The sequence below is a fragment of the Mycobacterium sp. WMMD1722 genome (assembly GCF_049315205.1).
Classification (GTDB): domain Bacteria; phylum Actinomycetota; class Actinomycetes; order Mycobacteriales; family Mycobacteriaceae; genus Mycobacterium.
In genome coordinates, this window is the sequence record NZ_CP186056.1 from 1,679,751 (window position 1) to 1,702,093 (window position 22,343).

Here is a 22,343-nt window from a genome sequence, read left to right on the forward strand (position 1 = left end):
GAGCTAGAGATCACGCCAGCATTCGACATAGCCGACGCTTTCGGTAGCGCCCTGTCCCCCGCCCGAGCGAGGGATGCCGGGTGCGCACCGGAACATGCAAGACCGAAAGGGCGTACGTGGCAGCGACAAAGGCAAGCCCGGCAACCGACGAGCCGGTGAAGCGCACCGCCACCAAGACTCCCGCGAAGAAGGCGTCCGCGGCCAAGACCTCGAACGGAGCGGCCCCCGCCAAGCGGGCCGCCAAGGCCGCCGGCACCAAGCGGGCCGCCAAATCGACGACCGGTCCGGCCGCGCGGGGCCGCGCGAAGAAGTCCACCGCACCGGAGGCCGGCGCCGAGGGAGTCGTCGACGAGGACCTCGAGTCGACCGACGAACTCGACGGTGAGCCGGGCGACGATTTGGAGACCCTCGACACCGACGACATCGAACTCGACGAGCTCGACACCGACGATGCCGAGGACGCGGACGACGACTCTGACGACTCTGACGACTCCGACGATGCCGAGGACGCCGACGAGGAGCCGGCCGCGGCCGGAGCCGCCGCGCCCGCCAAGGGTGTGGTGACCGCCGCACCGGCGACCGAAGACGAAGAGATCGCCGAACCGTCCGAGAAGGACAAGGCCTCCGGCGACTTCGTCTGGGACGAGGAGGAGTCCGAGGCGTTGCGTCAGGCGCGCAAGGACGCCGAGCTGACCGCGTCGGCCGACTCCGTGCGCGCCTACCTCAAGCAGATCGGCAAGGTCGCGCTGCTCAACGCGGAGGAGGAGGTCGAACTCGCCAAACGGATCGAGGCCGGCCTGTTCGCGACGCAGAAACTCGCCGAGCTCGCCGAGAAGGGCGAGAAGCTGCCCGTCCAGCAGCGTCGCGATATGCAGTGGATCTGCCGCGACGGTGACCGCGCCAAGAACCACCTGCTCGAGGCGAACCTGCGCCTGGTGGTGTCGCTGGCCAAGCGCTACACCGGACGCGGTATGGCGTTCCTCGACCTCATCCAGGAGGGCAACCTCGGCCTGATCCGCGCGGTCGAGAAGTTCGACTACACCAAGGGCTACAAGTTCTCCACATACGCCACATGGTGGATCCGCCAGGCCATCACCCGCGCGATGGCCGACCAGGCCCGCACCATCCGCATCCCGGTGCACATGGTCGAGGTGATCAACAAGCTGGGTCGTATCCAGCGCGAGTTGCTGCAGGACCTGGGCCGCGAGCCCACGCCCGAGGAGCTCGCCAAGGAGATGGACATCACGCCGGAGAAGGTGCTGGAGATCCAGCAGTACGCGCGTGAACCGATCTCGCTCGATCAGACCATCGGCGACGAGGGCGACAGCCAGCTCGGCGACTTCATCGAGGATTCCGAGGCCGTCGTGGCCGTGGACGCGGTGTCCTTCACACTGCTGCAGGATCAGCTGCAGTCGGTCCTGGAGACGCTGTCCGAGCGCGAGGCCGGCGTAGTCCGGCTGCGCTTCGGCCTCACCGACGGACAGCCGCGCACCCTCGACGAGATCGGCCAGGTCTACGGCGTCACCCGTGAGCGCATCCGCCAGATCGAGAGCAAGACGATGAGCAAGCTGCGCCATCCCAGTCGTTCCCAGGTGTTGCGCGACTACCTGGACTGAGCGACACTCCGGTTCGGTGTCCTGACCTGCAGATTTGCGGGCCAGTGCCGAAATAGTAGGCATGCACAGCGCTGTCAGTCAAGATATTCGGCATGGCGCGTCGCAAACCGGTCCCCCTTGATCTGGTGGCCATGCTGCCCTCTTGGGAGCTCGCGCTGCGCGCCGAGCGGAAATCACCGGCCACGCTGAAGTCCTACGGCGACGGCGTGCGGGCGTTCTTCCGCTGGTGCGACACCAACGGCCACACCCCGGCCCTGGAGCGCGATCTGGTCAAGGGGTTCGTCGCCGATCTGCTCGACAGCGGCGTCGAAGCGGCCACGGCGAGGGCGCGCCAGCTTGCCGTGCGACGGTTCTCGGCATGGTTGGAGGAAGAGGGCGAGATCCCCACGGATCCGCTGCTCGGCCTCAAGGCGCCGAAGCTTGACGCGAAGATCACCAACTCGCTGACTGACGATGAGGTGCGCCGGTTGGTGAAGGCGTGCGCCGGCCCGGACATGCGTGATCGGCGCGACGAAGCGATCGTGCGGCTGATGGTCGAGACCGGCATGCGCGCCGGCGAGGTCGTGGGGCTGAAGGTCGATGATGTCGACTTAGCGCGTGGGCTGGCGACCGTGCACCGGGGCAAGGGCGGCAAGGGCCGCACGTCGCCGTTCGGGCCGCAGACCGCCCGCGCCATCGATCGGTACACCCGCATGCGCCGGACCCACCTGCTCGCCGACACCGCGGCCTTGTGGCTCGGAGACCGCGGCAAGGGCTTCAACTATGACGGACTGCACAAGACGCTGAAGTACCGCGCCGACCTCGCGGGGCTGACCGGCTTTCACCCCCATCTGCTGCGGCACACGGCGGCGTCACGCTGGCTAGCCGCCGGTGGTTCCGAGGGTGGGTTAATGGCCGTGGCAGGCTGGTCGACGCGCGACATGATCGACCGCTACACGCGATCGACTGCGGCCGACCGTGCTGCCGCCGAGGCTCGCGGCCTGGGACTGGGGGAACTGTGAGCACTGATCTCGCAGACGTGGTGAGAGCGCGCCTTGCTGCGGAACCGGAAGTTTCGAAGTTGAACATCGACATCAGCGGGCTGCGGGCGTGGGAGATGCGCTTGCTCTGCACGAAAGGGCATTTCATACAGGCTGTAGCAGTCATAAACCTTGATGACCACCTCGTCTTGCTCTCGCCTCTCGACAAGAACCGCCAATTCGATCCTGAGGAACCAATTTACGACCTCATCGAAGCGGCCCTGCGTCGGCCGCCGAGGGGCACAGCAGGATTGCTGAAGCAGACGAGCGACCGGATAGGCACATACCACCGGGTTGAACTCGTTCTGGAGTGCCCGCGCAAACGCTGCTCCTATAGCGGATCGTTCGAGTACTTCGGCTTGGCCGCCGACCTCGGCACGGCCGCAGCGTCCGGACACGCCGAGTATCAGCTCACCAACTGAATGAGGCACAGCGTTCGGTACACTGTGCGTCAACAGCCGCCCCGTCCGGCTACGGCTCCCCCACCGGACGGTACGCCCTCAGGGTAGGTCTCCAACGGGCCTTCACATTTGTGGAGGTTTCGTCGTGCCTGCCAACAGACTCACCCCAACCGAGAAGTCCATTGTCGGCCAGATCGCGGCCCACGAATCCTGGGCCAGGACCGAAGATCGCGCGGCACGAACAGCCAACGCGCGCAGGGCAATGCTCGACAGATTCGAGCAACAGGTCGACCCCGATGGGTCGCTCTTGCCAGCTGAACGTGCGCGGCGGGCCGCGCACGCGCGTAAGGCTTACTTCGCCAGGCTGGCGCTCAAGAGCGCGCAGGCCCGGCGGCGGCGGTCGGCGTCATGACCCAGATACGAAGAAGCCCGGGACTTGTTGCCCGGGCATCCACGTCAACCGCCACAGTCGATGACCAGGATTCTACCGAAGATGTAGCGCGTTGCCGCCGTTGCCGGCGCCCTCTGTCCGCCGTCGTGTCGATTTCGCGCGGTTGCGGCCGGCGTTGCCGCCGTGCGCTTCTCCGCGAGGCGGTGGCATCGTGATCGCCCACGGCATCGCGGCATGGAAGCGCCGCCACGCAGCGACACACAGATTGCCTCCGCTGGACTGCGGCTGCCGAGACCCGTGGCCCTGCCGATGCACCGAGCCTCCGTTGTCCGAGAAGGCTCTTGACGCGTGGCGCGATGCGGCTGTCCATGTCCTCGCGGCCGGTCAGTTCCCGGTTCTGCCCATCGAGGTGCTGAGGGCCTTGTATCGCCGGGGCGGTACAGATCGTGAACTGTCCCTGAGAGTGCACGCGGCGAACTCGGGGGTGGCCGCATGACTTCCGATCTCATCGGCCGCGGAAGGGCCATCGCAGAACGGCTTAACGCCAAGCAGGAGGGTGCGATTTCGAATCCGACCCTTCCGGATGACTGGTGTCGGCTCCGGTTGAATCCTGAGCAGCCTGCTCCGGTTGAAAAGTGAGCAGGTTTACGGGGTTGAGTCTGCCTGACGATCGGCTTCCACGGAGGGCAGCGTGTCGATCGCGGTGTGTTTGATGCGGTAGCTGGTGCCCTTGAGGGCGATGACGTCGGCGTGGTGCACGATCCGGTCGATCATGGCCGAGGCGATGGTGGCCTCGCCGAAGACCTGTCCCCAGCGGGAGAACGGCAGGTTGGAGGTCAGGATGATCGACGATTTCTCGTATCGGGTGGAGACCAGTTGGAAGAACAGGTTGGCCGCTTCGGTGTCGAACGGGATGTAGCCGACCTCGTCGATGACGATGAGCCCGTAGCGGCTGATCTTGCGCAGCTCGGCCTCGAGGCGGTTGGTGCGGTGCGCTTCGGCCAGTCGGGTGATCCAGCCGGTCGCGGGGGCGAATGCGACGCGGTGTCCGGCGTGGGCGGCGGCGATCGCCAGGGCGGTGGCCAGATGGGTCTTGCCGGTGCCCGGTGGGCCGAGTAGGACGATGTTGCGCGCTTCAGCGAGCCATCCGCCGGCTTCCAGGCGGGCGATCTGGGCGCGGTCGACGGCGGGTTGGGCGGTGAAGTCGAAATCGGTGATCGTCTTGATCGCTGGGAACCCGGCATACCGAATTGAACTACCCCAGGTTTTCTTCCTATGGTTGTGTGAGGGCCGGGACGGGCTGGCTCACATGGGGTGAGGTGCCGGTCAGGGCGGCCTCGTGTTCGTCTGGGGTCGTGTAGTCGAGATTCTCGTGCAGGCGTTCTTGGTTGTACCAGGCGACCCACTCGGCAGTTGCCAACTCGACGTCGGCGATGCTTCGCCACGGTCGGTTGGGGTGGATGAGCTCGGTTTTGTAGCTGGCGTTGACCGACTCGGCGAGGGCGTTGTCATAGCTGTCGCCGCGCGAGCCGACCGACGGGGCGATCCCGAGTTCGGCGAGCCGGTCGGTATAGGTCAGCGATAGGTACTGCGATCCGCGGTCGGAATGATGGACCAACTCGGATAGATCGCAGTTCGATTGCCACACAGCATGATTGAATGCTTGCAATGGGAGGTCTTGGGTGCGCATCGTCGCCGATACGGCCCATCCCTTGATCGCTTTGGTGCAGGCGTCGGTGACGAAGGCGGTGTAGCAATAGCCCTGCCAGGTCCGCACGTAGGTGATGTCGGCGACCCACAGCCGGTTCGGTGCGGCGGTGCCGAAGCGGCGGTTGACCAGGTCGGCGGGCCGCGGGGCAGCCGGATCGCTGACTGTGGTGAACACCGGTTTGCCGCGTTGGACACCGCGCAGGCCGGCCTTGCGCATCAACCTGCGCGTCTGCTCGCGTCCGAGGACCCAGCCGCGGCGTTTCATCGCCTGGTGCATCTTCTTGACGCCGTAGACCGAGTAGTTCTGACGGTGCACGGTGCGCAGGTCATCGATGAGCTGCTCGTCGCGCAGTTCCCGGTCTGACGGCGCCCGGGTGATCGCTGACCGGTACCCCCGTGAGGTCATGAACCCTGGGATAGCTGCCCGCAGAACCCGGCAGATGAGCTCGACCCCGAATTGATCCCGATGAGCATCGATGAAGGCGATCATTTCGTCCCGGGGCGGTCGAGCTCCGCTGCGAAAAACGCTGACGCGGACTTCAAGATCTCGTTGGCTCTGCGCAATTCGGATACCTCGCGCTTGAGCCGGCGGATCTCCTCATGCTCTGCGGTCGAGGTGCCAGGGCGCTCACCGGCATCGATCTGCGCCTTGCGCCGCCACCGCCGCACCGACTCCTCGGCCACCCCGAGTTTGCTCGCAACAGACCTAATCGCCTCGAACTCCGACACTTGCGAGTCCTCCAACGAGGCGTCCAACATGCGCATCGCACGCGCCCGGAACTCGGGCGGATACTGACGGGGCATAACTTCCAATCCTCCTATAAAGATCGGAAGGAAACCTGGGGTAGTTCAAATTCGTTGTCGAGCTCCGGATTCCGCACGTGCATTCGATTCTACTGCCAGCACCGCGCCGAGGTAGTCCTCCAGCGACCAGCCGGCGGCTCGGCCCTGCTCGGCCAGCCGAGCGTAGTGCTCGGCGATGCGCGGGGCCTTGAGCAGTCGGGCCTGATGGGCGATGAGCTTGTCGGCGTCACCGGGGGCCGACGGTGTGCGCTTGGCGGGCATCAGGCGACCTCCCCGGTCCCGAACCGCGCGTCGTAGGCACTCAGGTCGGCCACCTCGACGTCGACCGCCAGATGTGATCCCGCAGCGGGACGAGTTCGAAACTGCTCTCGCAGCACCGCCGCGGCGGCGAGGTGATCCGGATCGGTGACCAGAGCGGCTCTGCCCCAGAGCCGTTCGTGATCGGCGACCACTCGGTCCCCGCAGACGGCGATGATCCGATCCAGGGACGTGGTGACGGTGATCATCCGGCCGATCACCTCCGGATGCACCGAGTAGGCGCTGCCGCCGCAACTGACGTAGTAGTCGCGACCAAGACGGGTCGTCACCGTAGTGCCCGTGCTCGGGGCCACCGGCGGTAGTGCGACCATCGCTGCTCGATCCGCCGCGAGCGCATCAGCGGGGATCAGGCCGGTGGTCGCGTGGGTGCGGCGGTTGGCGATCCCAGCCAGCCACGCCCACAACTGCGTGTTGAAGTCCGCCGCGCAGGCGAACGTCCGGCCGGGCAGAAACGAGGTCTCTAGGTAGCCGTTGGACCGCTCGACCAGCCCCTTGGATTCGGGGTCGTACGGGCGGGTCTGGATCAGCCGGGTGGCAAGTACGCCGCAGAATCCGGCCACTCCGTCGGCTAGGCGACCGCGTTGGCCGATACCAGACTTGTTGTCCCACAACAGTGTTCGCGGCACAGCGCCGAAGCCCTGAAGTAGCTGCCACATCCCGTCCAGCAGATCACCGGTGACCCGCGAGGGGATCATCATCGCGGCGATGAACCGCGAATACGCCGCGACCATCACCAGCACCGGGAACGACCGCAGCACTCCGGCGTGATCGGGCACCAGCGCACCGGGGAACCACAGGTCGCACTGCACCTGCTCACCGGGTCGATGCACCAGCCGGTCGCACGGATCGGCCGGGGCATACTCCGGGCGGATCCGGGCCACATTCTCGGCGAACCAGGAATGCCCACCGGTCCAGCCCACCCGCTCGGCCAAGACCGTGGCCGGCATCGTCGGGAACTGCCCGAGCAGCACCCGTACCGCCATCTCGATCTGCGCCCACGCCGACGTCGTCGACGCGGCCCGCTCGTAGCGTGGTGGCGCCTCGGCGCTGATCGCCCTGGCCACCGTGTTACGCGACAACGACAACCGCCGCGCGATCGCAGCCTGCGACAGGTTCTCCGACCGATACAGCCGGCGAATCTCCGCCCAATCCTCCACAGTGATCACTCTCCAATCAGAAGGGTGCTCACTTTTCGACCGGAACTACCTGCTCACTTTTCGACCGGAGCCGACAGACTGGTCCGCCGCGAGTGACAGCTCGCCAGCAACGTCTACGGTTCCCGGTTCCGGGAACGTGGGTGCGGAACCGGGAACCGTTGCGGTTCCCGGTTCTGGGAACCGCCCGGGAACCGCAGCCGTAGATCAATTGCCCGCGGTTCCCGGTTCCCAACCCTCTATGCGGGAACCGGGAACCGATGACGAAAAGCCCCTCTACCTCGACGTTTCCGCACTCCTTGATGGAACCATGCCGGAACCGCCGGAACCGGTGCTCGGCCGACGCGCTGATGGCCACTGCCTGTTCTATGCGGGGCAGGTCAATTGGGTCTTTGGCGACCCCGAGTCAGGCAAGTCGTGGTTGTGCATGGCATGCGTGGTCGAGGCTCTCAAACGCCGTAAGAGGGCGCTCGTCATCGACCTGGATCACAACGGCGGCCCCGCCACCGTTCGGCGGCTAGTCGACCTCGGCGCTCCCTTGGACGCCCTACGCGATCCGAATGTGTTCCGGTACTGCGAGCCTGAGGACCGCGCGGAGCTACGTCAGGTTGTGGACGACGCCAAGGCATGGCGACCCGCCGTCGCCATCGTCGACAGCATCGGCGAGCTGCTGCCGATGTACGGATCAAATTCCAACAGCGCTGACGAATTCACCACCGTTCACAGCAATGTGCTTAAACCACTGGCGAAGGCAGGGGCCGCGGTCTTAGCCGTCGACCACCTCGCCAAAAGCGCGGATTCGCGCGCGGTGGGCCCGGGCGGAACCGCAGCCAAGCGGCGAGCCATCGGCGGTGTCTCCATCCGCGTGAAGGTCAAACAGCCGTTCACGCCGGGGCACGGCGGCAGCGCCACGCTCGTCGTGAATAAGGACCGCCACGGAGGGCTCCGCAAGCATTGCCCCGTGGGGGACCGCGAACCCGTCGCCGGAACCTTCAAGCTCCTTGCCTTCAGGGACGGCGTCCTCGAGTGGGCGATCTACCCGCCTGCCGAAGGTGAGCGCAACGACGACGAGAACGCACCCCCCGAGGACGTGGCGGCACTCGCCGCTCTCGACCCACTGCCTATCTCCGTCGAGGACGCCCGTACCCGTCTCAAATGGCAAAAACAGCGCACCGCCAACGCACTACGCACTTACCGCAACCAGCAGGAGCAGAGCCATGTCTGAAACCACCACATCGACCACAGCCGACTATCTGAAGTACGCCGTTGCCATCCTTCGCGCCCGAGAAGAGTGGGTCACCGACTCCATCGGGGGATCGGCGTGCGATCACGAGAGCGGCCACGAGATTGAACTCGACGCCATCCACGACGTGGTTACCGAGATCCGCGCCATGGCCATCGACCTCTTCGGCAACGACCTGATGGTCTACAGCGATGGCCGCGCCGTCGAGCAGTACGCGCAGATCGAGGACGGTGTCGTGACGCACCACGTCTGGCATCCCGACCCGGCGGCCGAGGAACCGCGCTCATGGCGCGGCGCACTGCGCCACGACCCGGGAGAACCGAGCCCCGGCATCTATGAAGTGTCGACAGACCCTGCAACGCAGAGCATTCACGTCCGGGCTGTGAGGATCGCATGAACCCCCTCGACTACGACGACGAGATGGAGTACGTGTTCCGAAAGGTGACCCAAAGGCCCGATTTCGAACTCGAGCAAGGTTCGCATCCCGAATGCGACCCTCTCATTCGCTCCCTGTGCCGAGAGTGTGTGCGCGATCTGCCCGACGGCGACGACGGGGTGTGCGCTTTCTGCCGGGTCGTAACCGGATGAGGGTCAGTGGTGTGAAGTCGACCGGGTTCGCGGTGTGGGCTACTGCGGACTCCCGGCGGGTGTTCTTCCGATGTGGGTTCCAGCGTTACGCCGCAACACCTGAGGAGGCCATCGAACTTGCGCGTCAGCTGCTCGGCGCGGTCGATGCTCTGCGAGACGGCCAGGCGTATACCGAGAGCTACACCCCGATACGAGGTGAGTCTGATGATTCGTGACCTCTCCGGCATGGTTCATCTGCGCTGGCGGGCAGCACAATTGCTGCTCGCGGTCAGTGAAGGCCACCACGAACAGGCGCAGGCACTCTCCCGGGCTGCGGCCATCGAAGGACTCGATGCCGACGACATGCGGGATGAATTGCGCCTGCTGATCAGACAATTCAGGCACCGAGCGTTGGTGGTGCTACGCGAGGAGATTCACCGGCTGGCCTCGAAATTGGGAGTGCGGTCGTGATCTCGCGGGTGGAGGGAGTGCTTCTCAGCGCCGAGGATGCGCAGTACGCCGCGGAAGCGTTCGAACAACTGCTCCGTGATCGTCGGCCGTCGGCGCAGCTGCGGGAATTCATCGACCGACTACGCAAGGCTGGCGAAAAATCTGGTGTTTCAGGCGGGATAACTGTCGCAGGCGCCAGAATTGTTGGCGGTCAGGGTGTTTCGGCGCAGTATGCGCTGTATGACCTACTCGACACCGGGGAAGCGGCCAAGGTGCTCGGCATCACCGCCAACGGTGTACGGGATCTGCGCCGCCGAGGCGTACTGCCGGGCCATCGCGCTGGCGGGCGCTATTTCTATCCGGCAGCCGCTGTTATCGCCCGAGCGGAACGCCGCCGCTGACCTTTTTGCCGGCGCCGACAAGAAGGCCGGCTATGCCTGATCTGCACACGATCCGCGGCATCGAGCTGGTCAAGGTGGGCCACTGGGATCCGCATGTGTGCCCGGGCGACGACGGCTGGACCGTTACCGAGGCCGACCTGGTCGCAGCGATCGAAGCCCACCGTGCCGGGGTCACGCGTAAGCCTGTCGTCAAAATCGGCCACGAAGACCCACGTTTCGACGGTGGACCGGCGCTGGGCTACGTCGACAACCTGCGCCTGTCCGACGGCGGTCGCACGCTGGTCGGCGACTTGGTCAACGTGCCCGGCCCGGTCGCCAAACTGTTGCCCCACGCCTACCCAGATCGCTCGATCGAGGCATACGTCGGCTTTACCGACCAGTCGGGCACGGTGTGGCCGCTCGTCCTGACCGGTCTGGCGCTACTCGGAGGGCAAGCCCCGGGCATCGAGACCCTGCAGTCCCTACAGGACGTCGGCGCGCTCTACGGCGTCGATGTCGCTGCCAAACGCGTTGTCCTCGCGGCCAACCTGCACGGTGCTCATCACCGTGCACGCGCGGTCGCAGTTGCCGCCGCACGCCGCCGCCGAATCCAACGAATCACAACGAAAGGCTGACCCATGCCGTCCACCACCATCGCCAACCCCAGCGTTTACGCCCCCGGCGCGGACATCACTGCCGAAGCCACCGGCGCGATCACCGCCCGCCGATTCCTCGCCATCAGCGGCGATCGGGCCAGCGGAGGCAACATCTCCGTTGCCCACGCCACCGCCGCGGGCCGGGTCTGCGGCGTGGCTGCCACCGACGCAGCCAGCGGTGAACTCGTCACCGTCGTGCGCGGCAACTCCCGCGTGGTCAAGGTGACCGCCGGAGGCTCGATCGCCGCCTTCGCCGAAGTTGAAGTCGGCACCGCCGGCCGCGCTGTCACCCAGTCCAGCGGCATCGCCGTCGGATACGCCCTGACCGCCGCGTCGAACAACACCGACGCCGAAATCTCCCTGTACTGAGAGGAATCCACCCATGCCCAGCGCACTCCTGCCGCAGTTGTCGACCCGATCACTGACGGTCGACGTCGCCCTCAAGCAGCCCACCACCATCCGCGCGCGCATCGCCAAGCTTGCCGACGATCAGATCATCCTCGACAAGATCTACAGCGGCCTCGGCGCACAGGTCCAGGGCGGCGGCATCCTCTACAACGTCATCAAAGCCAGCGATTTCTTCACCAGCGACGTCGAACGGCGTTCGCCCGGTGCGGAATACAAGGTGGTCGAGGGCGTGGACCCCGAGACCAAGCTGGCCACCGTCGAGGACTGGGGCGGCACCTTCCAGGTCTCCGACGAGCAGCGCGACCGCAACAACGTCTCCTACCTCGACTTGCAGACCACCCAGCTCGCCAACACCATCGCCCGCAAGCTCGACACCGCGGCCATCGCCAAAATCGAGGCGGCGATCGATAGCGCCAACACCGTCACCGGCCACAACTGGAGCACCGTCGTCACCATCGGCCCCGAGGATGACCTCACCCCCAGCGGCTCGCTTCCCACCGCGGACCTGTCCGCCGCGCAACTCAAGAGCGACCTGCAGGAACTCGGCGTCAAGCACAACTTGCTCATCGTTCACCCGAACCAGGCCCACGCGCTGCGAGTTGCGTACGGCGACAAGCTCGATGCGATGCTGCAGTCCGCCGGGCTCTCGATGTTCTCCAACCCCCGCGTCACCGCCGGTGTCGCCTACGTCCTCGAACGCGGTGCTGTCGGTGCTGTCGGATTCGAGCGACCGCTGACCGTCGATGTCATCGACGAGCGCAAGACGCGGTCGATGTGGGTGCAGGCATACGCCGTGCCCGCGTTCGCCGTCGAGCGTCCGTACGCCCTCAAGAAGCTCACCGGCCTCGCGGCCTGACCCGGAAGGACTGACCGACCATGGCACTCACCTTCACCGACGACCAGGCCACTGCACTGCTTGACCTGCTCGGCCTGCCGTCCGACACCACCGACATCGACACCATCCTCGCCACCGTCAAAGACGCCGTCGGGCAACCCATCGACGACGCCAAGCCCTCAGCCGTCGCCGCCGCGGCCAAGCGTGTAGGCCTCGAAGTGGTCGACACCGACACTCTCACCGCGCTGCGTCACGACGCCGCCGAGGGCCGGCAGATCAAGGCCGCAGCAGCACGCCAGGCCGTCGAGGATGCCGTCGACAAAGCGATCGGCAAGGGCAAGATCACCTTCAGCCGGCGTAAGCACTGGGTCGACCTCATCGCCGCCGACCCCGGTATGGCTGACGTGCTCGCCTCAGTGCCTGACGAGACTGCAGTACCTCTGACCGAGATCGGCCACGGCGTCGAAGCCAGCGCGCCCCACAGTGAGACGGCCGAGTGGTTCCGCTGACCGATCCAGGTGGGCCGAAAATATCTAGGGTGGCCCCCACCACCTGACTCCCCGGTCAGTCAGGAATTTTTTTCCACGGCGGCCGGAATGTTCGCAGGGTGACAGGCCTGGAAGTGCGATGATCGCTCGCTATGACCGATCAACCCTTCGGCAGCGAGGCTTTTGCCGCAGCGGCCGTAATCGGTACCTTTGAAACGATCGCAGAGTGGCAGGTCCGGTTGAGTCAGCCGTTTCAGCCCCCGGCTTCCTCCCAGCTTGCGGCCGACGACGAGGACTGGCCCGGGTTCCCTGCTTCGCAGGTAGTTTGGTCGGGCCTAGCTGCCGCATCGGACCATCTGAACGCGATCCGCAGACACGTCGAGGCGCGGACCCTTTTCCCGTCGGCACATCTGACCCTCTGCCGGACTGCATTAGTGGGCGCAAGCCAGGCCGTATGGGTGCTAGCCCCGAGCGACTCGGCCACTCGGCTGGCACGTACTAGGACGATCCTGACTGAGTCATACAAAAGGCACCTGCAGTGGCTGCAAGAGGCCCAACAACTTGCCGACACCCCGCACATGGGAACAGACACCGTCACCGCTGTTATCGCGCAACGTAAAGCCGAACTGAAGACCAAGCGCGATGCCGATGTGCAAGTAGCCACGCTCGACAACACACAGATGGTCCGCGAAGCCGCGACCGAGTGTTTTAAGCGGGCGGACCTCGCCAAAGAAGCTGTGCTCGCGTGGCGTAGCACATCCGGCGCCGCTCACGGGTTCCCGTGGTCGCTTTGAACCACCCCGGCATGTCCGGAGACTCCACTTCTTGGGAAGGATGGGGTCATGTCAGGTGGTTCGTCGAGGAGGTATCCGCCGGAGCTGCGTGAGCGGGCGGTGCGCATGGTCGCCGAGATCAGCGATCAGCACGAGTCGGAGTGGGCAGCGATGGGTGAAGTCGCCCGGCTGTTGGGGGTCGGTACGGCTGAGACGGTGCGTAAGTGGGTGCGCCAGGCCCAGGTCGATGCCGGCGCCCGGCCGGGAACCACGACCGAGGAATCCGCTGAGCTCAAGAAGCTGCGCCGGGAGAACGCCGAACTCAAGCGAGCCAACGCTATCTTGAAGACGGCATCGGCTTTCTTCGCGGCCGAACTGGACCGGCCACACCACTAGTCTGTCGATTCATCGCTGAGCATCAGGGCCGCCGCGATGGCCCTGATGGTCTGCGCTGGGGTGTCCAGTCGATCTGCGCCGAGCTCGTCGGGCTCGGTGTGCAGATCGCCCCCTCGACCTATTACGAGCATCTCGAGCGGGAGCCCACTCGCCGCGAGGTGCGCGACGAGGAACTCAAAGCCCACGTCAACCGTGTTCACGCCGCCAACTACGGCGTCTATGGGGCGCGCAAGGTGTGGTTGGCGCTCAACCGCGAGGGCATCGAGGTGGCCCGCTGCACGGTGGAGCGGCTGATGGCCGACCTCGGGTTGACCGGTGCGGTGCGGGGCAAGGCCACCGCCACGACCATCACTGATCCGGGTGCTGTGCGGCCAGCTGATCTGGTCGGGCGCCGCTTCGGCCCGGTCGCCCCGAATCGGCTCTGGGTGGCTGATCTGACCTATGTGTCGACCTGGTCGGGGTTCGCCTACGTCGCGTTTGTCACCGATGCCTATGCCCGCCGGATCCTGGGCTGGCGGGTGGCATCGACGATGGCGACCACGATGGTGCTCGACTCGATCGAGCAGGCCATCTGGGCACGACAGCGAGACGGTGTTATCGATTTGAAAGATGTTGTCCACCATACGGATAGAGGCTCACAGTATACGTCCATCCGGTTCACCGAACGCCTCGCCGAGGCGGGTATTCAGCCGTCGGTCGGTGCGGTCGGAAGCTCCTATGACAACGCGCTCGCCGAGACCATCAACGGCCTCTACAAGACCGAACTGATCAAACCGGGCAAGCCTTGGCGCACCATCGAGGACGTCGAGCTAGCGACCGCCCGCTGGGTCGACTGGTTCAACCACCGCCGGCTCTACGGGTACTGCGGCGACATCCCACCGGCCGAGCTTGAGGCTGCCTACTACGCTCAACGAACGAGGCCAGCCGCCAGCTGAGTCCTCAAATCAGAAAGTCTCCGGACTCCCCGGGGCGGTTCACTTTTCGGCACGCCGGGAACCATCCAGACCAAACTCGCCGGCGAGGACGGCATCGCCGAGTTCCAGACGGGCGGTTCCCTCGCCCGGATGGCGAACGCCTACATGGCGGCGTATCACCTTGGTCAGCAGGGTTGGCGGCTGCTGTCGCTGCGGGCCGCAGAATCGTAGAGGCTGGGCTGTCTACGTACGGACGAGGGTGGGCTGATGAGACGCTGGCTAAGATCACTGTCGGCTTCCGTCGTGATCGGCTGAGCTTGACCGAAACCGGCAGCCAGCGGCCTAGCGGGGAGGACTGTGAGCACGTGACGCGACCGCGGCATCCCACCAAGGAGCTTGAGCAAGTCCTTCGCGAAGCTGAGGCGAAAGGATGGCGGGTGGAGAAACGTCCGAACAGGTACTTTAAGCTGAAATGCCCTTGTGACGCTATGCACATCAAGACCGTCAAGTTGAGTCCGTCGAATCCGTACTATGAGCAGCAGTTGAGGAATCAGCTGTCTCGTGCAACGTGTTGGAACAACTGAGAAGGGAAGTGAGTCAGTTGCCGGCGATGTTCGAGATTGAGATGCAGTTCACTACCGAAGGTGGCTCGAAGGACGATCCCGCTCGGTTCGAGGATTTCCTGGACTCGGTTATTGACGAGTTCGCGAAGCAGGGCTTTGACGTCGACTACACGGCGGTGGCCTCGACGTTAGAGGCGTCGTTCACTATCGAGGTGGCCGACGGATCAGAGCGCGGGCTCCTCCAGGCGGTCACCGCGCTACAGATTGCGCTGACAGCGGTGGGTGTCGAGGCTGATCTCGGCCATGAGGTCAAGTCGACTCGCAATTTGGCGCTCGCTTAGCCCCCTACCAGGGGTGTCGTTCAGCCGCGGTCTTTTCTGCGCCGCGTTGGAGGGTGACCTCGACGCCTCGGATCGAGGCTCGCTTCTGGCTAGAGCCGGTCAGTCTTGCTCGTACTGACGATCAAAATCTTCGAGGAAGGTGCGCGCCAGCAAGACCCACCCGTCGGCCGGCACATCGCCTGAGATGACGCTGACCGCGAAGTCCACATCGTCCGGATCTTCGGGATCCCAGTCGTCCTGCCGGGCATAGATCGTGATCGGACCGGGGCTCTCCCAATCCCAGTAGAGCGCGAACACCCGGCTGCGGTGGCTAGCGTGGAGCATCTTCCAGACGGCGTCGCTGCCATTCCGCAAGTCCGTGCTGACCTGTGGATATTGCGACCGATACCGATCCGGCCAGTCGCGCCACGCGCGCTCGAAGGCGAGGTCGATCCGCAGCTTGTCGAAGCGGAACTCAGTCCGCCCGAGGATGCAAAATCCTAGCGCGATGCCCTCAGAAACGCCGTTGCGCTGCTGAGATGCGCTCAGTCTCGTCGCCATACTCTCGCCTCCTGGCGAGAGCCTATCGGTGGCGACCGACATGGTCGGTGAAAGTGCGGGGCGCTGATGTGACTCGGCCCCCGCACCGTAGATCGAAGGCGGGGGCCGAGGGGTGAGAACTTCTTAGCTTAGGGCGGCGGTAAAGGGCTCTTGCGCACCAATCTCGCGGTCTCGAGTAGAGCGCCGGTTAGCTTCTCGGCCTCGTCAGGTGTCAGGCGCAGTGACGCATCGAGGATGTCGCATGGCCGGGGAATTGTGCTCAGCTTCTCGGCCGCGGTCATCGCTGGGCCCCCTCGTGTGCGTGCTGAATAGCCTGGGTCAGCGCCGCGAGCAGGTGCTCTGCATCGTCGATGGTCAACCACGCCTCGTACCCGTCATCGACTTCTTCGGGGCCGCCCTCGATGCCGATCAGGATGGGTTCAGCGCAGCCTTCTTGTATCGAGTTCCATACCGATACGTGCCGCACCTTTCCGGTGATGCTGGTCGCGGAGACCCCATCGGTCCAGGTGTGCTCTTTGTGATCGTCGGTATTGGCGCACCAGTCGAAGCCACACGTCGCGCTCACCGTACGCCTCCAGTCGCCACGCGGGGAAGTTCAGCTGTCCCAAGTGGGACACCTGCCAAGTGGTCGGCGATGTCGACTGCGGCTCGGATCGCATCCGCATACTTGCGGGCCTCGTCGGGCAGGTACTCGCTGCCCCCGATGTAGATCAGAGGTGCGTCGCCGCCCTCGGTTGCGATCCGCCCGTCCTCGTACTGCACGGCAACGCATCGGATGTCTTCACCCGTCGTGAACGCGACACAGCGGTAGCCGGGAAAGCCGTACTGGGCGGGCTGCCAGTCGTCGTTCCGATTTGGGCCGTCATCTGCGCCCGCCGGCAGCGGAACGCTTGGGATTCGTTCGGTGGTGGTCATCGGTTCGACTCCCGTCCGCGAACGCCGTGCGGGTCTACAGCGGCGGCGATTCGGCTCAGGTGTGGGCCGACTGCGCGGGGCCGGCCGCCCAGGATGTCTGAGCACGGCACGGTCGGCTGCGATCGACAGAACGGGCAGAGGTGCGCGAGTGCGGGGTGCGGTTCGGTTGTCATCGATTAGGCTCCTGCTCGTGAGCGGAGCACCGTCAATCCAGGATATTGAGGGCCATAGCGCTCTGACGCGAACAGCATCAACCCATGACGCCTACAGCGCTCATGCGTCCCTACTGCGCGACTACCTGGACTAGAACGCACCAAGCGCCGTCCAAGAATTGTTCAAGGCGGGTCATTTACTGTCGCTGCCATGGGACGACCTAATGCACCGGTGATCCGGTCAGCCGATCGGAAGCGGGCGGCGCCGCCGCAGCGGCTGGTCCGCTACGTCGACCGGGTCCGCGCCGGTCTGGCTCGGCTGCACCGTTCCACGGTGCCGGGCAACATCGCACTGCTCGAGCTCGGCACCGGCGCGTGGACGACGGCGGCGCTGTACTCCGCCGCCCGGCTCGGGATCGCCGACCAGCTTGCCGCCGGGCCCGCGCGGGCGGCGACGGTGGCCGAACGCGTCGGCGCCGATCCCGACGGCGTCTACCGACTGATGCGGGCACTGGCGAGCCGAGGCGTGCTCACCCACCGCGCCGACGGCTCGTTCTCGCTGACCCGGGTCGGGGACGCGCTGCGATCGGGTGTGGACGGCTCGCTGCGCGACATGATCCTGTTCGTCGGGCACCCGATCCGCTGGGCCGACTGGGGACACCTCGAACACTCGGTGCGGACCGGCCGAACGGCATTCTCCGAACTGCACGGGGCACCCTTCTTCGCCTACCTCGAGACCGACCCGGAGTTCGCCGAGGTGTTCAATCTGGCGATGACCGCCGGCAGCGGGCTGGCCGACGAGGTGGCGCTGAGCCGGTACGACTTCACCGGGTTCGGTCTCGTCGTCGACGTCGGCGGCGGCCACGGCTCGGTGCTCTCGACCATCCTGCGCAGCGCCCCCGAGGCCCGCGGCATCCTCTTAGATCTGCCCTCGGTGGTGCAGGATGCCGGGCCGACCTTCGCTGCCGCGGGCGTGCAGGCACGCGCCTCGGTGACCGGCGGATCTTTCATGGACGCGGTGCCCGAGGGCGGCGACGCGTATGTGATGAAGAACATCATCCACGACTGGCAGGATGACGACGCGGTCCGGATCCTGCGCAACATCCGCACCGCGATCGCCACCGGCGGCAGACTGCTGCTTCTGGAGATGGTGCTGCCCGAGCGCGCCGACGCGTTCATCGGGCATCTGCTCGACCTGGAGATGCTGGTCACCGCCGGCGGCCGCGAGCGCACCCGTGCGGAGTACGCGAATTTGTTGGCACGCAGCGGTTTCCGGCTGACCCGAGTGGTCGAGACGGTGACTCCCCTGTCGTTGATCGAAGCCGAGCCGGTCTGATGCACGACCGGATCAGCCACGGGTCCGGTTCGGAATACGAAGCCCTCGTTGGCTATTCGCGCGCCGTCCGGATCGGCGGAAACATCGCCGTCGCAGGCACCACCGGCCGCGGTCGCGACGCCGCGGCTCAAACCCGGGATGCGTTGCGCCGCATAGAAGTTGCTTTGTCCGGCGTGGAGGCGTCCCTGTCCGACGTGGTGCGCACCCGCATCTACGTCACCGACATCTCGCGGTGGCGCGAGGTGGGCGCGGTCCACGCGGAGGTGTTCGGGGACATCCGGCCGGTGTCCACGATGGTCGAGGTCTCCGCGCTGATCTCCCCGGAGCTCCTGGTCGAGATCGAAGCCGACGCCTACCGCCCGCTCTGACCCGGCAACCGAGCGGGTGGGGCGAACAATCCGTCCGGCTCCGGCCGATATGGCGTGACACCGATCACCGCTGCGGTCGGCAACGGCCCGTACAGATGCGGGAAACGCATCGACGCCGGGTCGTCGGCAACCCCCGGTTCCCACCGGACCGGATCCGACAACAGCGCCGGGTCCACGTGCAGCAGAACGAGATCCGTCCTCCCCCGGAAGAGCCGGTTGGCCGGCAGATGCACCTGCTCGGGGGTCGACAGGTGCACGAAACCGACCTCGGCGAGCGAGGCGGGCCGGTGTTCGCCTAGGGCTGAGCTGGATTCCCACTCGGCGGCTCCACAGACGTGTACAAACAAAGGTGATTTACGTGTCGATTCTGGGTACATAGCTCTAGCCTGACGGGCCAGCTACTCGGGATGACGTGAGACACGACACACCGGTGAACCCCCAGGGAACAAGGCCGGAACCGAATACGTCTGACAGAGTGGAGATACGCGGGGAGGGCGAACCGCCCGAACCGTCGTAAGTAGGAATGGAGGAGTCATGACCGCAACTCTGACCAGTCCCGAACTGACGCGGGCTGATCGCTGCGATCGCTGCGGAGCCGCTGCACGTGTGCGCGCGAAGCTGCCCTCCGGATTCGAGCTGCTGTTCTGCCAGCACCACGCCAACGAGCATGAGGCCAAGCTCATCGAGTCGGCCGCGGTGCTTGAAGTCAGCCCCGCGGAGCAGTAACGCCACACCGGCCATCGGCCTTTACCGGCGTTACCGCCGAGCATCGGTAATGCTGGTCTGGTAATGACAGACCAGCCTCGGCGGGTAACGCAATCGCGTCACCACATTTGGCCCATCATTCGGCGTACCTTGTCGAAGAGTTGGGACGACTCGATCTTCGCGGAGTCGGCTCAGGCCGCGTTCTGGTGCGCGCTGTCGCTACCGCCCCTGCTTCTGGGGATGCTCGGCAGTCTGGCCTATGTGGCCCCGCTGTTCGGACCGGATGTACTACCTACTATCGAGAACCAACTGATTCGCACGGCGAACAGCTTTTTCTCGTCGAACGTCGTCAACGAGATCATCGAGCCGACCGTGCGCCACATCGTCCTGGGCGCGCGAGGCGAGGTGGTCTCGTTGGGCTTCGTGATCTCGTTGTGGGCCGGCTCGTCGGCCATCTCAGCGTTCGTGGACTCGATCGTCGAGGCCCACGACCAGACGCCGCTGCGCCACCCGGTGCGGCAGCGGTTCTACGCGCTGGGCCTGTACGTGGTGATGTTGGTGTTCGCCATCGCGGCGGCACCGCTGTTGGTGCTGGGGCCCCGCAAGGTCGCACGCGTCATCCCCGACGGGTGGGACGACCTGCTCCGATTCGGCTACTGGCCGACGCTGTTCATCAGCCTCGCCATCGCGATCAACATCCTGTTCCGGGTGTCGCTGCCCAAACCGTTGCCCTCCCACCGCCTGGTGCCGGGTGCGGTGCTGGCGACGGTCGTCTTCCTCGTGGCGACGCTGGGACTGCGGGTGTACCTGCAATGGATCACCAGCACGGGCTACACCTACGGGGCGCTGGCGACGCCGATCGCCTTCCTGCTGTTCGCGTTCTTCCTCGGCTTCGCCATCATGATCGGCGCCGAACTCAACGCGGCCATCGAAGAGGAGTGGCCGGCACCCATGACCCACGCCCACCGCGTGCGCGGGTGGTTAGGCACGCGGACCACGCCCGACGGTCCCCCTACTTCTTGAGCGACTCGTAGATCCGCTTGCAGTCGGGGCAGACCGGCGAACCCGGCTTGGCCGATTTGGTCACCGGGAACACTTCACCGCACAGGGCGACGACGTGGGTGCCCATTACGGCACTTTCGGCGATCTTGTCCTTTTTGACGTAATGAAAGAACTTGGGGCGGTCGCTGTCGGATCCGTCGTCGAGACGTTCGTCGGTGTCCGGGCGCTCGATCGTCTGCGTCTCCATGCGTCCATTGTGCCCGGCAAGCATTCGGTAAGAAATGTCACCGGCACAGGTGCCGCCGTCTGTGCCACAGTGGAGGTATGAAACACGGCCCCGAGCTGGGTTTCGACGATGAGGGTCGGCCAGTTCTGATCACCCGCGCCGCGCCCGCCTACGAAGAGCAGCACCGCCAGCGCGTCCGCAAGTATTTGACGCTGATGTCCTTCCGGATCCCGGCGCTGATTCTCGCCGCGGTCGCCTACAGCATCTGGGAGAACGGGCTCATCTCCCTGGCGATCGTCGTGGTCTCCATTCCGCTGCCCTGGATGGCGGTGCTGATCGCCAACGACCGGCCGCCCCGCCGCGCCGAGGAGCCGCGCCGGTTCGACCATCACCGACGCATCCCCCTCTTCCCGACCGCCGAACGGCCGGCTCTGGAGTACCGCGCCGAACCGGTAGCGCAACCGGGCGAGACCGAGCGCGAGTACGACGGCCCGCGCTGATCTGCGTCCCACATCTCAGGACATTCTCAGGTCGCCCCGGAAAAACCGCTGATCACGACGTGTGAAGCCGGTGATGTCCGGGAACTACTGACGGCACTTGAACGTTGTAGCTCATGACAGTTCGACCCAGTCAGGAGGCCGTCATGGCAAATGCCACCACCAGCCGCATCGACAGCGATCTGGACGCTCAGAGTCCCGCCGCTGATCTGGTACGCGTGTATCTGAACGGCATCGGCAAGACCGCCCTGCTGAACGCGGCCGACGAGGTGGAGCTCGCCAAGCGGATCGAAGCCGGGCTCTACGCCCAGCACCTGCTCAACACCAAGAAGCGCCTCGGCGACAATCGCAAGCGCGAGCTGGCGGCCGTGGTGCGCGACGGTGAAGCGGCCCGCCGTCATCTGCTGGAGGCGAACCTGCGCCTGGTGGTCTCACTCGCCAAGCGCTACACCGGACGCGGGATGCCGTTGCTCGACCTGATCCAGGAGGGCAACCTGGGCTTGATCCGCGCCATGGAGAAGTTCGACTACACCAAGGGCTTCAAGTTCTCGACCTATGCGACCTGGTGGATCCGCCAGGCGATCACCCGCGGTATGGCCGACCAGAGCCGCACCATCCGGCTGCCGGTCCACCTGGTCGAGCAGGTGAACAAGCTCGCCCGGATCAAGCGCGAGATGCACCAGAACCTCGGGCGGGAGGCGACCGACGAGGAACTCGCCGCCGAGTCCGGCATCCCCGTCGAGAAGATCACCGACCTGCTCGAGCACAGCCGTGACCCGGTGAGCCTCGACATGCCGGTCGGCAGCGACGAGGAAGCGCCCCTGGGCGACTTCATCGAGGACGCCGAGGCGATGTCGGCCGAGAACGCCGTCATCTCCGAGCTGCTGCACACCGACATCCGCCACGTGCTGGCCACTCTCGATGAACGTGAGCAGCAGGTGATCCGTCTGCGCTTCGGCCTCGACGACGGTCAGCCGCGCACCCTCGACCAGATCGGCAAACTGTTCGGGCTGTCCCGCGAGCGGGTCCGCCAGATCGAGCGCGAGGTGATGGCCAAGCTGCGCAACGGCGAACGCGCCGACCGGCTGCGTTCGTACGCGAGCTAGTACGACGACCCTCGGGCCCGCCGCATCAGCCGGCGGGCCCGATGTCGTCGGTGCGCGCAGGCCTTGCCC

At 65.6% G+C, this 22,343-nt stretch carries 28 protein-coding genes, 2 pseudogenes and 1 other annotated feature; of the genes and pseudogenes, 20 read left to right on the forward strand and 10 right to left on the reverse strand.

The features are described from left to right. Window positions 1–116 precede the first annotated feature (116 nt). The 3 genes from ACN27E_RS07830 (at window position 117) to ACN27E_RS07840 (ending at window position 3,057) form a co-directional block, all read left to right on the forward strand. Complete coding sequence (locus ACN27E_RS07830; RefSeq protein ID WP_422747992.1) at window positions 117–1,616, forward strand: RNA polymerase sigma factor; 1,500 nt, start codon at window positions 117–119, stop codon at window positions 1,614–1,616. Between the two features lie 92 nt (window positions 1,617–1,708). Continuing rightward, complete coding sequence (locus tag ACN27E_RS07835) at window positions 1,709–2,617, forward strand: tyrosine-type recombinase/integrase (protein WP_422747993.1); 909 nt, start codon at window positions 1,709–1,711, stop codon at window positions 2,615–2,617. Continuing rightward, a complete protein-coding gene (locus tag ACN27E_RS07840) occupies window positions 2,614–3,057 on the forward strand; it encodes a hypothetical protein (protein WP_422747995.1) in 444 nt (147 codons plus the stop codon). Before ACN27E_RS07835 ends, ACN27E_RS07840 begins: the two co-directional genes overlap by 4 nt. A gap of 1,015 nt (window positions 3,058–4,072) precedes the next feature. On the opposite strand, the pseudogene istB reads toward ACN27E_RS07840, so the two are convergent. The 4 genes and pseudogenes from istB to istA form a co-directional block, all read right to left on the reverse strand. Next, window positions 4,073–4,678 (reverse strand): annotated as a pseudogene (gene istB, locus ACN27E_RS07845) (IS21-like element helper ATPase IstB); the annotation flags it as partial. A 22-nt stretch (window positions 4,679–4,700) separates the two neighbouring features. Further along, window positions 4,701–5,941, reverse strand: a protein-coding gene (locus tag ACN27E_RS07850) for an IS3 family transposase (RefSeq protein ID WP_422746150.1) whose coding sequence is annotated in 2 segments (ribosomal slippage) — window positions 4,701–5,656 and window positions 5,656–5,941 — 1,242 coding nt in all. Because the reading frame shifts where the segments join, the coding sequence is not laid out codon by codon here. After that, window positions 5,550–5,666: a sequence feature (AL1L pseudoknot), on the reverse strand. (Overlaps the previous gene by 117 nt.) Before the next feature lie 48 nt (window positions 5,942–5,989). Next, window positions 5,990–6,202: pseudogene (locus ACN27E_RS07855) on the reverse strand (AAA family ATPase); the annotation flags it as partial. Further along, window positions 6,202–7,416, reverse strand: coding sequence for an IS21 family transposase (gene istA, locus ACN27E_RS07860; RefSeq protein ID WP_422747997.1), 1,215 nt, complete (start codon window positions 7,414–7,416; stop codon window positions 6,202–6,204). The gene istA and the pseudogene ACN27E_RS07855, both read right to left, overlap by 1 nt. Window positions 7,417–7,654: 238 nt before the next feature. Here istA and ACN27E_RS07865 point away from each other — a divergent pair, with 238 nt between their 5' ends. The 11 genes from ACN27E_RS07865 to ACN27E_RS07915 all read left to right on the forward strand — a co-directional run bounded on the left by ACN27E_RS07865 (window position 7,655) and on the right by ACN27E_RS07915 (window position 15,427). Beyond that, window positions 7,655–8,638: an AAA family ATPase gene (locus ACN27E_RS07865; protein WP_422747998.1), complete on the forward strand. Its 984-nt coding sequence runs from the start codon at window positions 7,655–7,657 to the stop codon at window positions 8,636–8,638. Next, window positions 8,631–9,053: a hypothetical protein gene (locus ACN27E_RS07870; protein ID WP_422748000.1), complete on the forward strand. Its 423-nt coding sequence runs from the start codon at window positions 8,631–8,633 to the stop codon at window positions 9,051–9,053. Before ACN27E_RS07865 ends, ACN27E_RS07870 begins: the two co-directional genes overlap by 8 nt. A 395-nt stretch (window positions 9,054–9,448) precedes the next feature. After that, entirely contained in the window at window positions 9,449–9,694 is a 246-nt protein-coding gene (locus ACN27E_RS07875) for a hypothetical protein (protein WP_422748002.1), read from the forward strand. Then, entirely contained in the window at window positions 9,691–10,074 is a 384-nt protein-coding gene (locus ACN27E_RS07880) for a helix-turn-helix domain-containing protein (RefSeq protein WP_422748003.1), read from the forward strand. Before ACN27E_RS07875 ends, ACN27E_RS07880 begins: the two co-directional genes overlap by 4 nt. Window positions 10,075–10,106: 32 nt before the next feature. Next, window positions 10,107–10,688: a hypothetical protein gene (locus ACN27E_RS07885; protein ID WP_422748006.1), complete on the forward strand. Its 582-nt coding sequence runs from the start codon at window positions 10,107–10,109 to the stop codon at window positions 10,686–10,688. A 3-nt stretch (window positions 10,689–10,691) separates the two neighbouring features. Next, on the forward strand, window positions 10,692–11,078 hold the full coding sequence (locus ACN27E_RS07890) for a DUF2190 family protein (protein WP_422748008.1): 387 nt from the start codon (window positions 10,692–10,694) through the stop codon (window positions 11,076–11,078). Between the two features lie 13 nt (window positions 11,079–11,091). After that, window positions 11,092–11,973 (forward strand): major capsid protein, encoded by an 882-nt coding sequence (locus tag ACN27E_RS07895; protein WP_422748010.1) that lies wholly within the window; start codon window positions 11,092–11,094, stop codon window positions 11,971–11,973. 20 nt (window positions 11,974–11,993) lie between these two features. Next, window positions 11,994–12,461, forward strand: coding sequence for a hypothetical protein (locus tag ACN27E_RS07900; protein WP_422748012.1), 468 nt, complete (start codon window positions 11,994–11,996; stop codon window positions 12,459–12,461). Window positions 12,462–12,592: 131 nt separating this feature from the next. Continuing rightward, window positions 12,593–13,234, forward strand: a complete 642-nt coding sequence (locus tag ACN27E_RS07905) for a hypothetical protein (protein ID WP_422748013.1) — start codon at window positions 12,593–12,595, stop codon at window positions 13,232–13,234. Window positions 13,235–13,282: 48 nt separating this feature from the next. Beyond that, a protein-coding gene (locus ACN27E_RS07910; RefSeq protein ID WP_422747100.1) for an IS3 family transposase occupies window positions 13,283–14,544 on the forward strand; the annotation gives its coding sequence in 2 pieces (ribosomal slippage) (window positions 13,283–13,571 and window positions 13,571–14,544; 1,263 coding nt in all). A gap of 547 nt (window positions 14,545–15,091) precedes the next feature. Then, window positions 15,092–15,427, forward strand: a complete 336-nt coding sequence (locus tag ACN27E_RS07915) for a hypothetical protein (protein WP_422748015.1) — start codon at window positions 15,092–15,094, stop codon at window positions 15,425–15,427. A gap of 99 nt (window positions 15,428–15,526) precedes the next feature. On the opposite strand, the gene ACN27E_RS07920 is transcribed toward ACN27E_RS07915, so the two are convergent. The 4 genes from ACN27E_RS07920 to ACN27E_RS07935 form a co-directional block, all read right to left on the reverse strand. Further along, window positions 15,527–15,967: a hypothetical protein gene (locus ACN27E_RS07920; protein ID WP_422748016.1), complete on the reverse strand. Its 441-nt coding sequence runs from the start codon at window positions 15,965–15,967 to the stop codon at window positions 15,527–15,529. 277 nt (window positions 15,968–16,244) lie between these two features. Next, on the reverse strand, window positions 16,245–16,532 hold the full coding sequence (locus ACN27E_RS07925) for a hypothetical protein (RefSeq protein ID WP_422748017.1): 288 nt from the start codon (window positions 16,530–16,532) through the stop codon (window positions 16,245–16,247). Beyond that, the gene (locus tag ACN27E_RS07930; RefSeq protein ID WP_422748019.1) at window positions 16,529–16,882 is read right to left on the reverse strand and encodes a hypothetical protein; all 354 of its coding nucleotides are present in this window, start codon (window positions 16,880–16,882) and stop codon (window positions 16,529–16,531) included. The genes ACN27E_RS07925 and ACN27E_RS07930 overlap by 4 nt, the downstream gene beginning before the upstream one ends. Beyond that, window positions 16,879–17,055 (reverse strand): zinc finger domain-containing protein, encoded by a 177-nt coding sequence (locus tag ACN27E_RS07935; RefSeq protein ID WP_422748021.1) that lies wholly within the window; start codon window positions 17,053–17,055, stop codon window positions 16,879–16,881. The genes ACN27E_RS07930 and ACN27E_RS07935 overlap by 4 nt, the downstream gene beginning before the upstream one ends. Before the next feature lie 190 nt (window positions 17,056–17,245). Here ACN27E_RS07935 and ACN27E_RS07940 point away from each other — a divergent pair, with 190 nt between their 5' ends. Further along, complete coding sequence (locus ACN27E_RS07940) at window positions 17,246–18,370, forward strand: methyltransferase (protein WP_422748022.1); 1,125 nt, start codon at window positions 17,246–17,248, stop codon at window positions 18,368–18,370. Beyond that, window positions 18,370–18,738 carry a RidA family protein gene (locus ACN27E_RS07945; RefSeq protein ID WP_422748024.1) on the forward strand — a complete coding sequence of 123 codons (369 nt, stop codon included), beginning with the start codon at window positions 18,370–18,372 and terminating at the stop codon, window positions 18,736–18,738. Before ACN27E_RS07940 ends, ACN27E_RS07945 begins: the two co-directional genes overlap by 1 nt. On the opposite strand, the gene ACN27E_RS07950 is transcribed toward ACN27E_RS07945, so the two are convergent. Continuing rightward, window positions 18,723–19,115, reverse strand: coding sequence for a DUF952 domain-containing protein (locus tag ACN27E_RS07950; protein WP_422748026.1), 393 nt, complete (start codon window positions 19,113–19,115; stop codon window positions 18,723–18,725). The genes ACN27E_RS07945 and ACN27E_RS07950 overlap by 16 nt on opposite strands. A gap of 157 nt (window positions 19,116–19,272) precedes the next feature. Here ACN27E_RS07950 and ACN27E_RS07955 point away from each other — a divergent pair, with 157 nt between their 5' ends. After that, window positions 19,273–19,464 (forward strand): DUF7455 domain-containing protein, encoded by a 192-nt coding sequence (locus ACN27E_RS07955; protein WP_422748028.1) that lies wholly within the window; start codon window positions 19,273–19,275, stop codon window positions 19,462–19,464. A 63-nt stretch (window positions 19,465–19,527) separates the two neighbouring features. Beyond that, on the forward strand, window positions 19,528–20,466 hold the full coding sequence (locus ACN27E_RS07960) for a YihY/virulence factor BrkB family protein (RefSeq protein WP_422748030.1): 939 nt from the start codon (window positions 19,528–19,530) through the stop codon (window positions 20,464–20,466). Here ACN27E_RS07960 and ACN27E_RS07965 read toward each other — a convergent pair. Beyond that, complete coding sequence (locus ACN27E_RS07965; protein ID WP_066829222.1) at window positions 20,456–20,692, reverse strand: DUF3039 domain-containing protein; 237 nt, start codon at window positions 20,690–20,692, stop codon at window positions 20,456–20,458. The two genes, ACN27E_RS07960 and ACN27E_RS07965, sit on opposite strands and share 11 nt — an antisense overlap. A gap of 77 nt (window positions 20,693–20,769) precedes the next feature. On the opposite strand from ACN27E_RS07965, the gene ACN27E_RS07970 reads away from it, so the two are divergent. Together ACN27E_RS07970 and sigB are read left to right on the forward strand one after the other, a co-directional pair. Beyond that, the gene (locus ACN27E_RS07970) at window positions 20,770–21,171 is read left to right on the forward strand and encodes a DUF3099 domain-containing protein (protein WP_422748032.1); all 402 of its coding nucleotides are present in this window, start codon (window positions 20,770–20,772) and stop codon (window positions 21,169–21,171) included. Window positions 21,172–21,314: 143 nt separating this feature from the next. After that, the gene (gene sigB, locus ACN27E_RS07975; RefSeq protein ID WP_207358041.1) at window positions 21,315–22,274 is read left to right on the forward strand and encodes a sigma-70 family RNA polymerase sigma factor SigB; all 960 of its coding nucleotides are present in this window, start codon (window positions 21,315–21,317) and stop codon (window positions 22,272–22,274) included. Window positions 22,275–22,343: the final 69 nt, after the last annotated feature.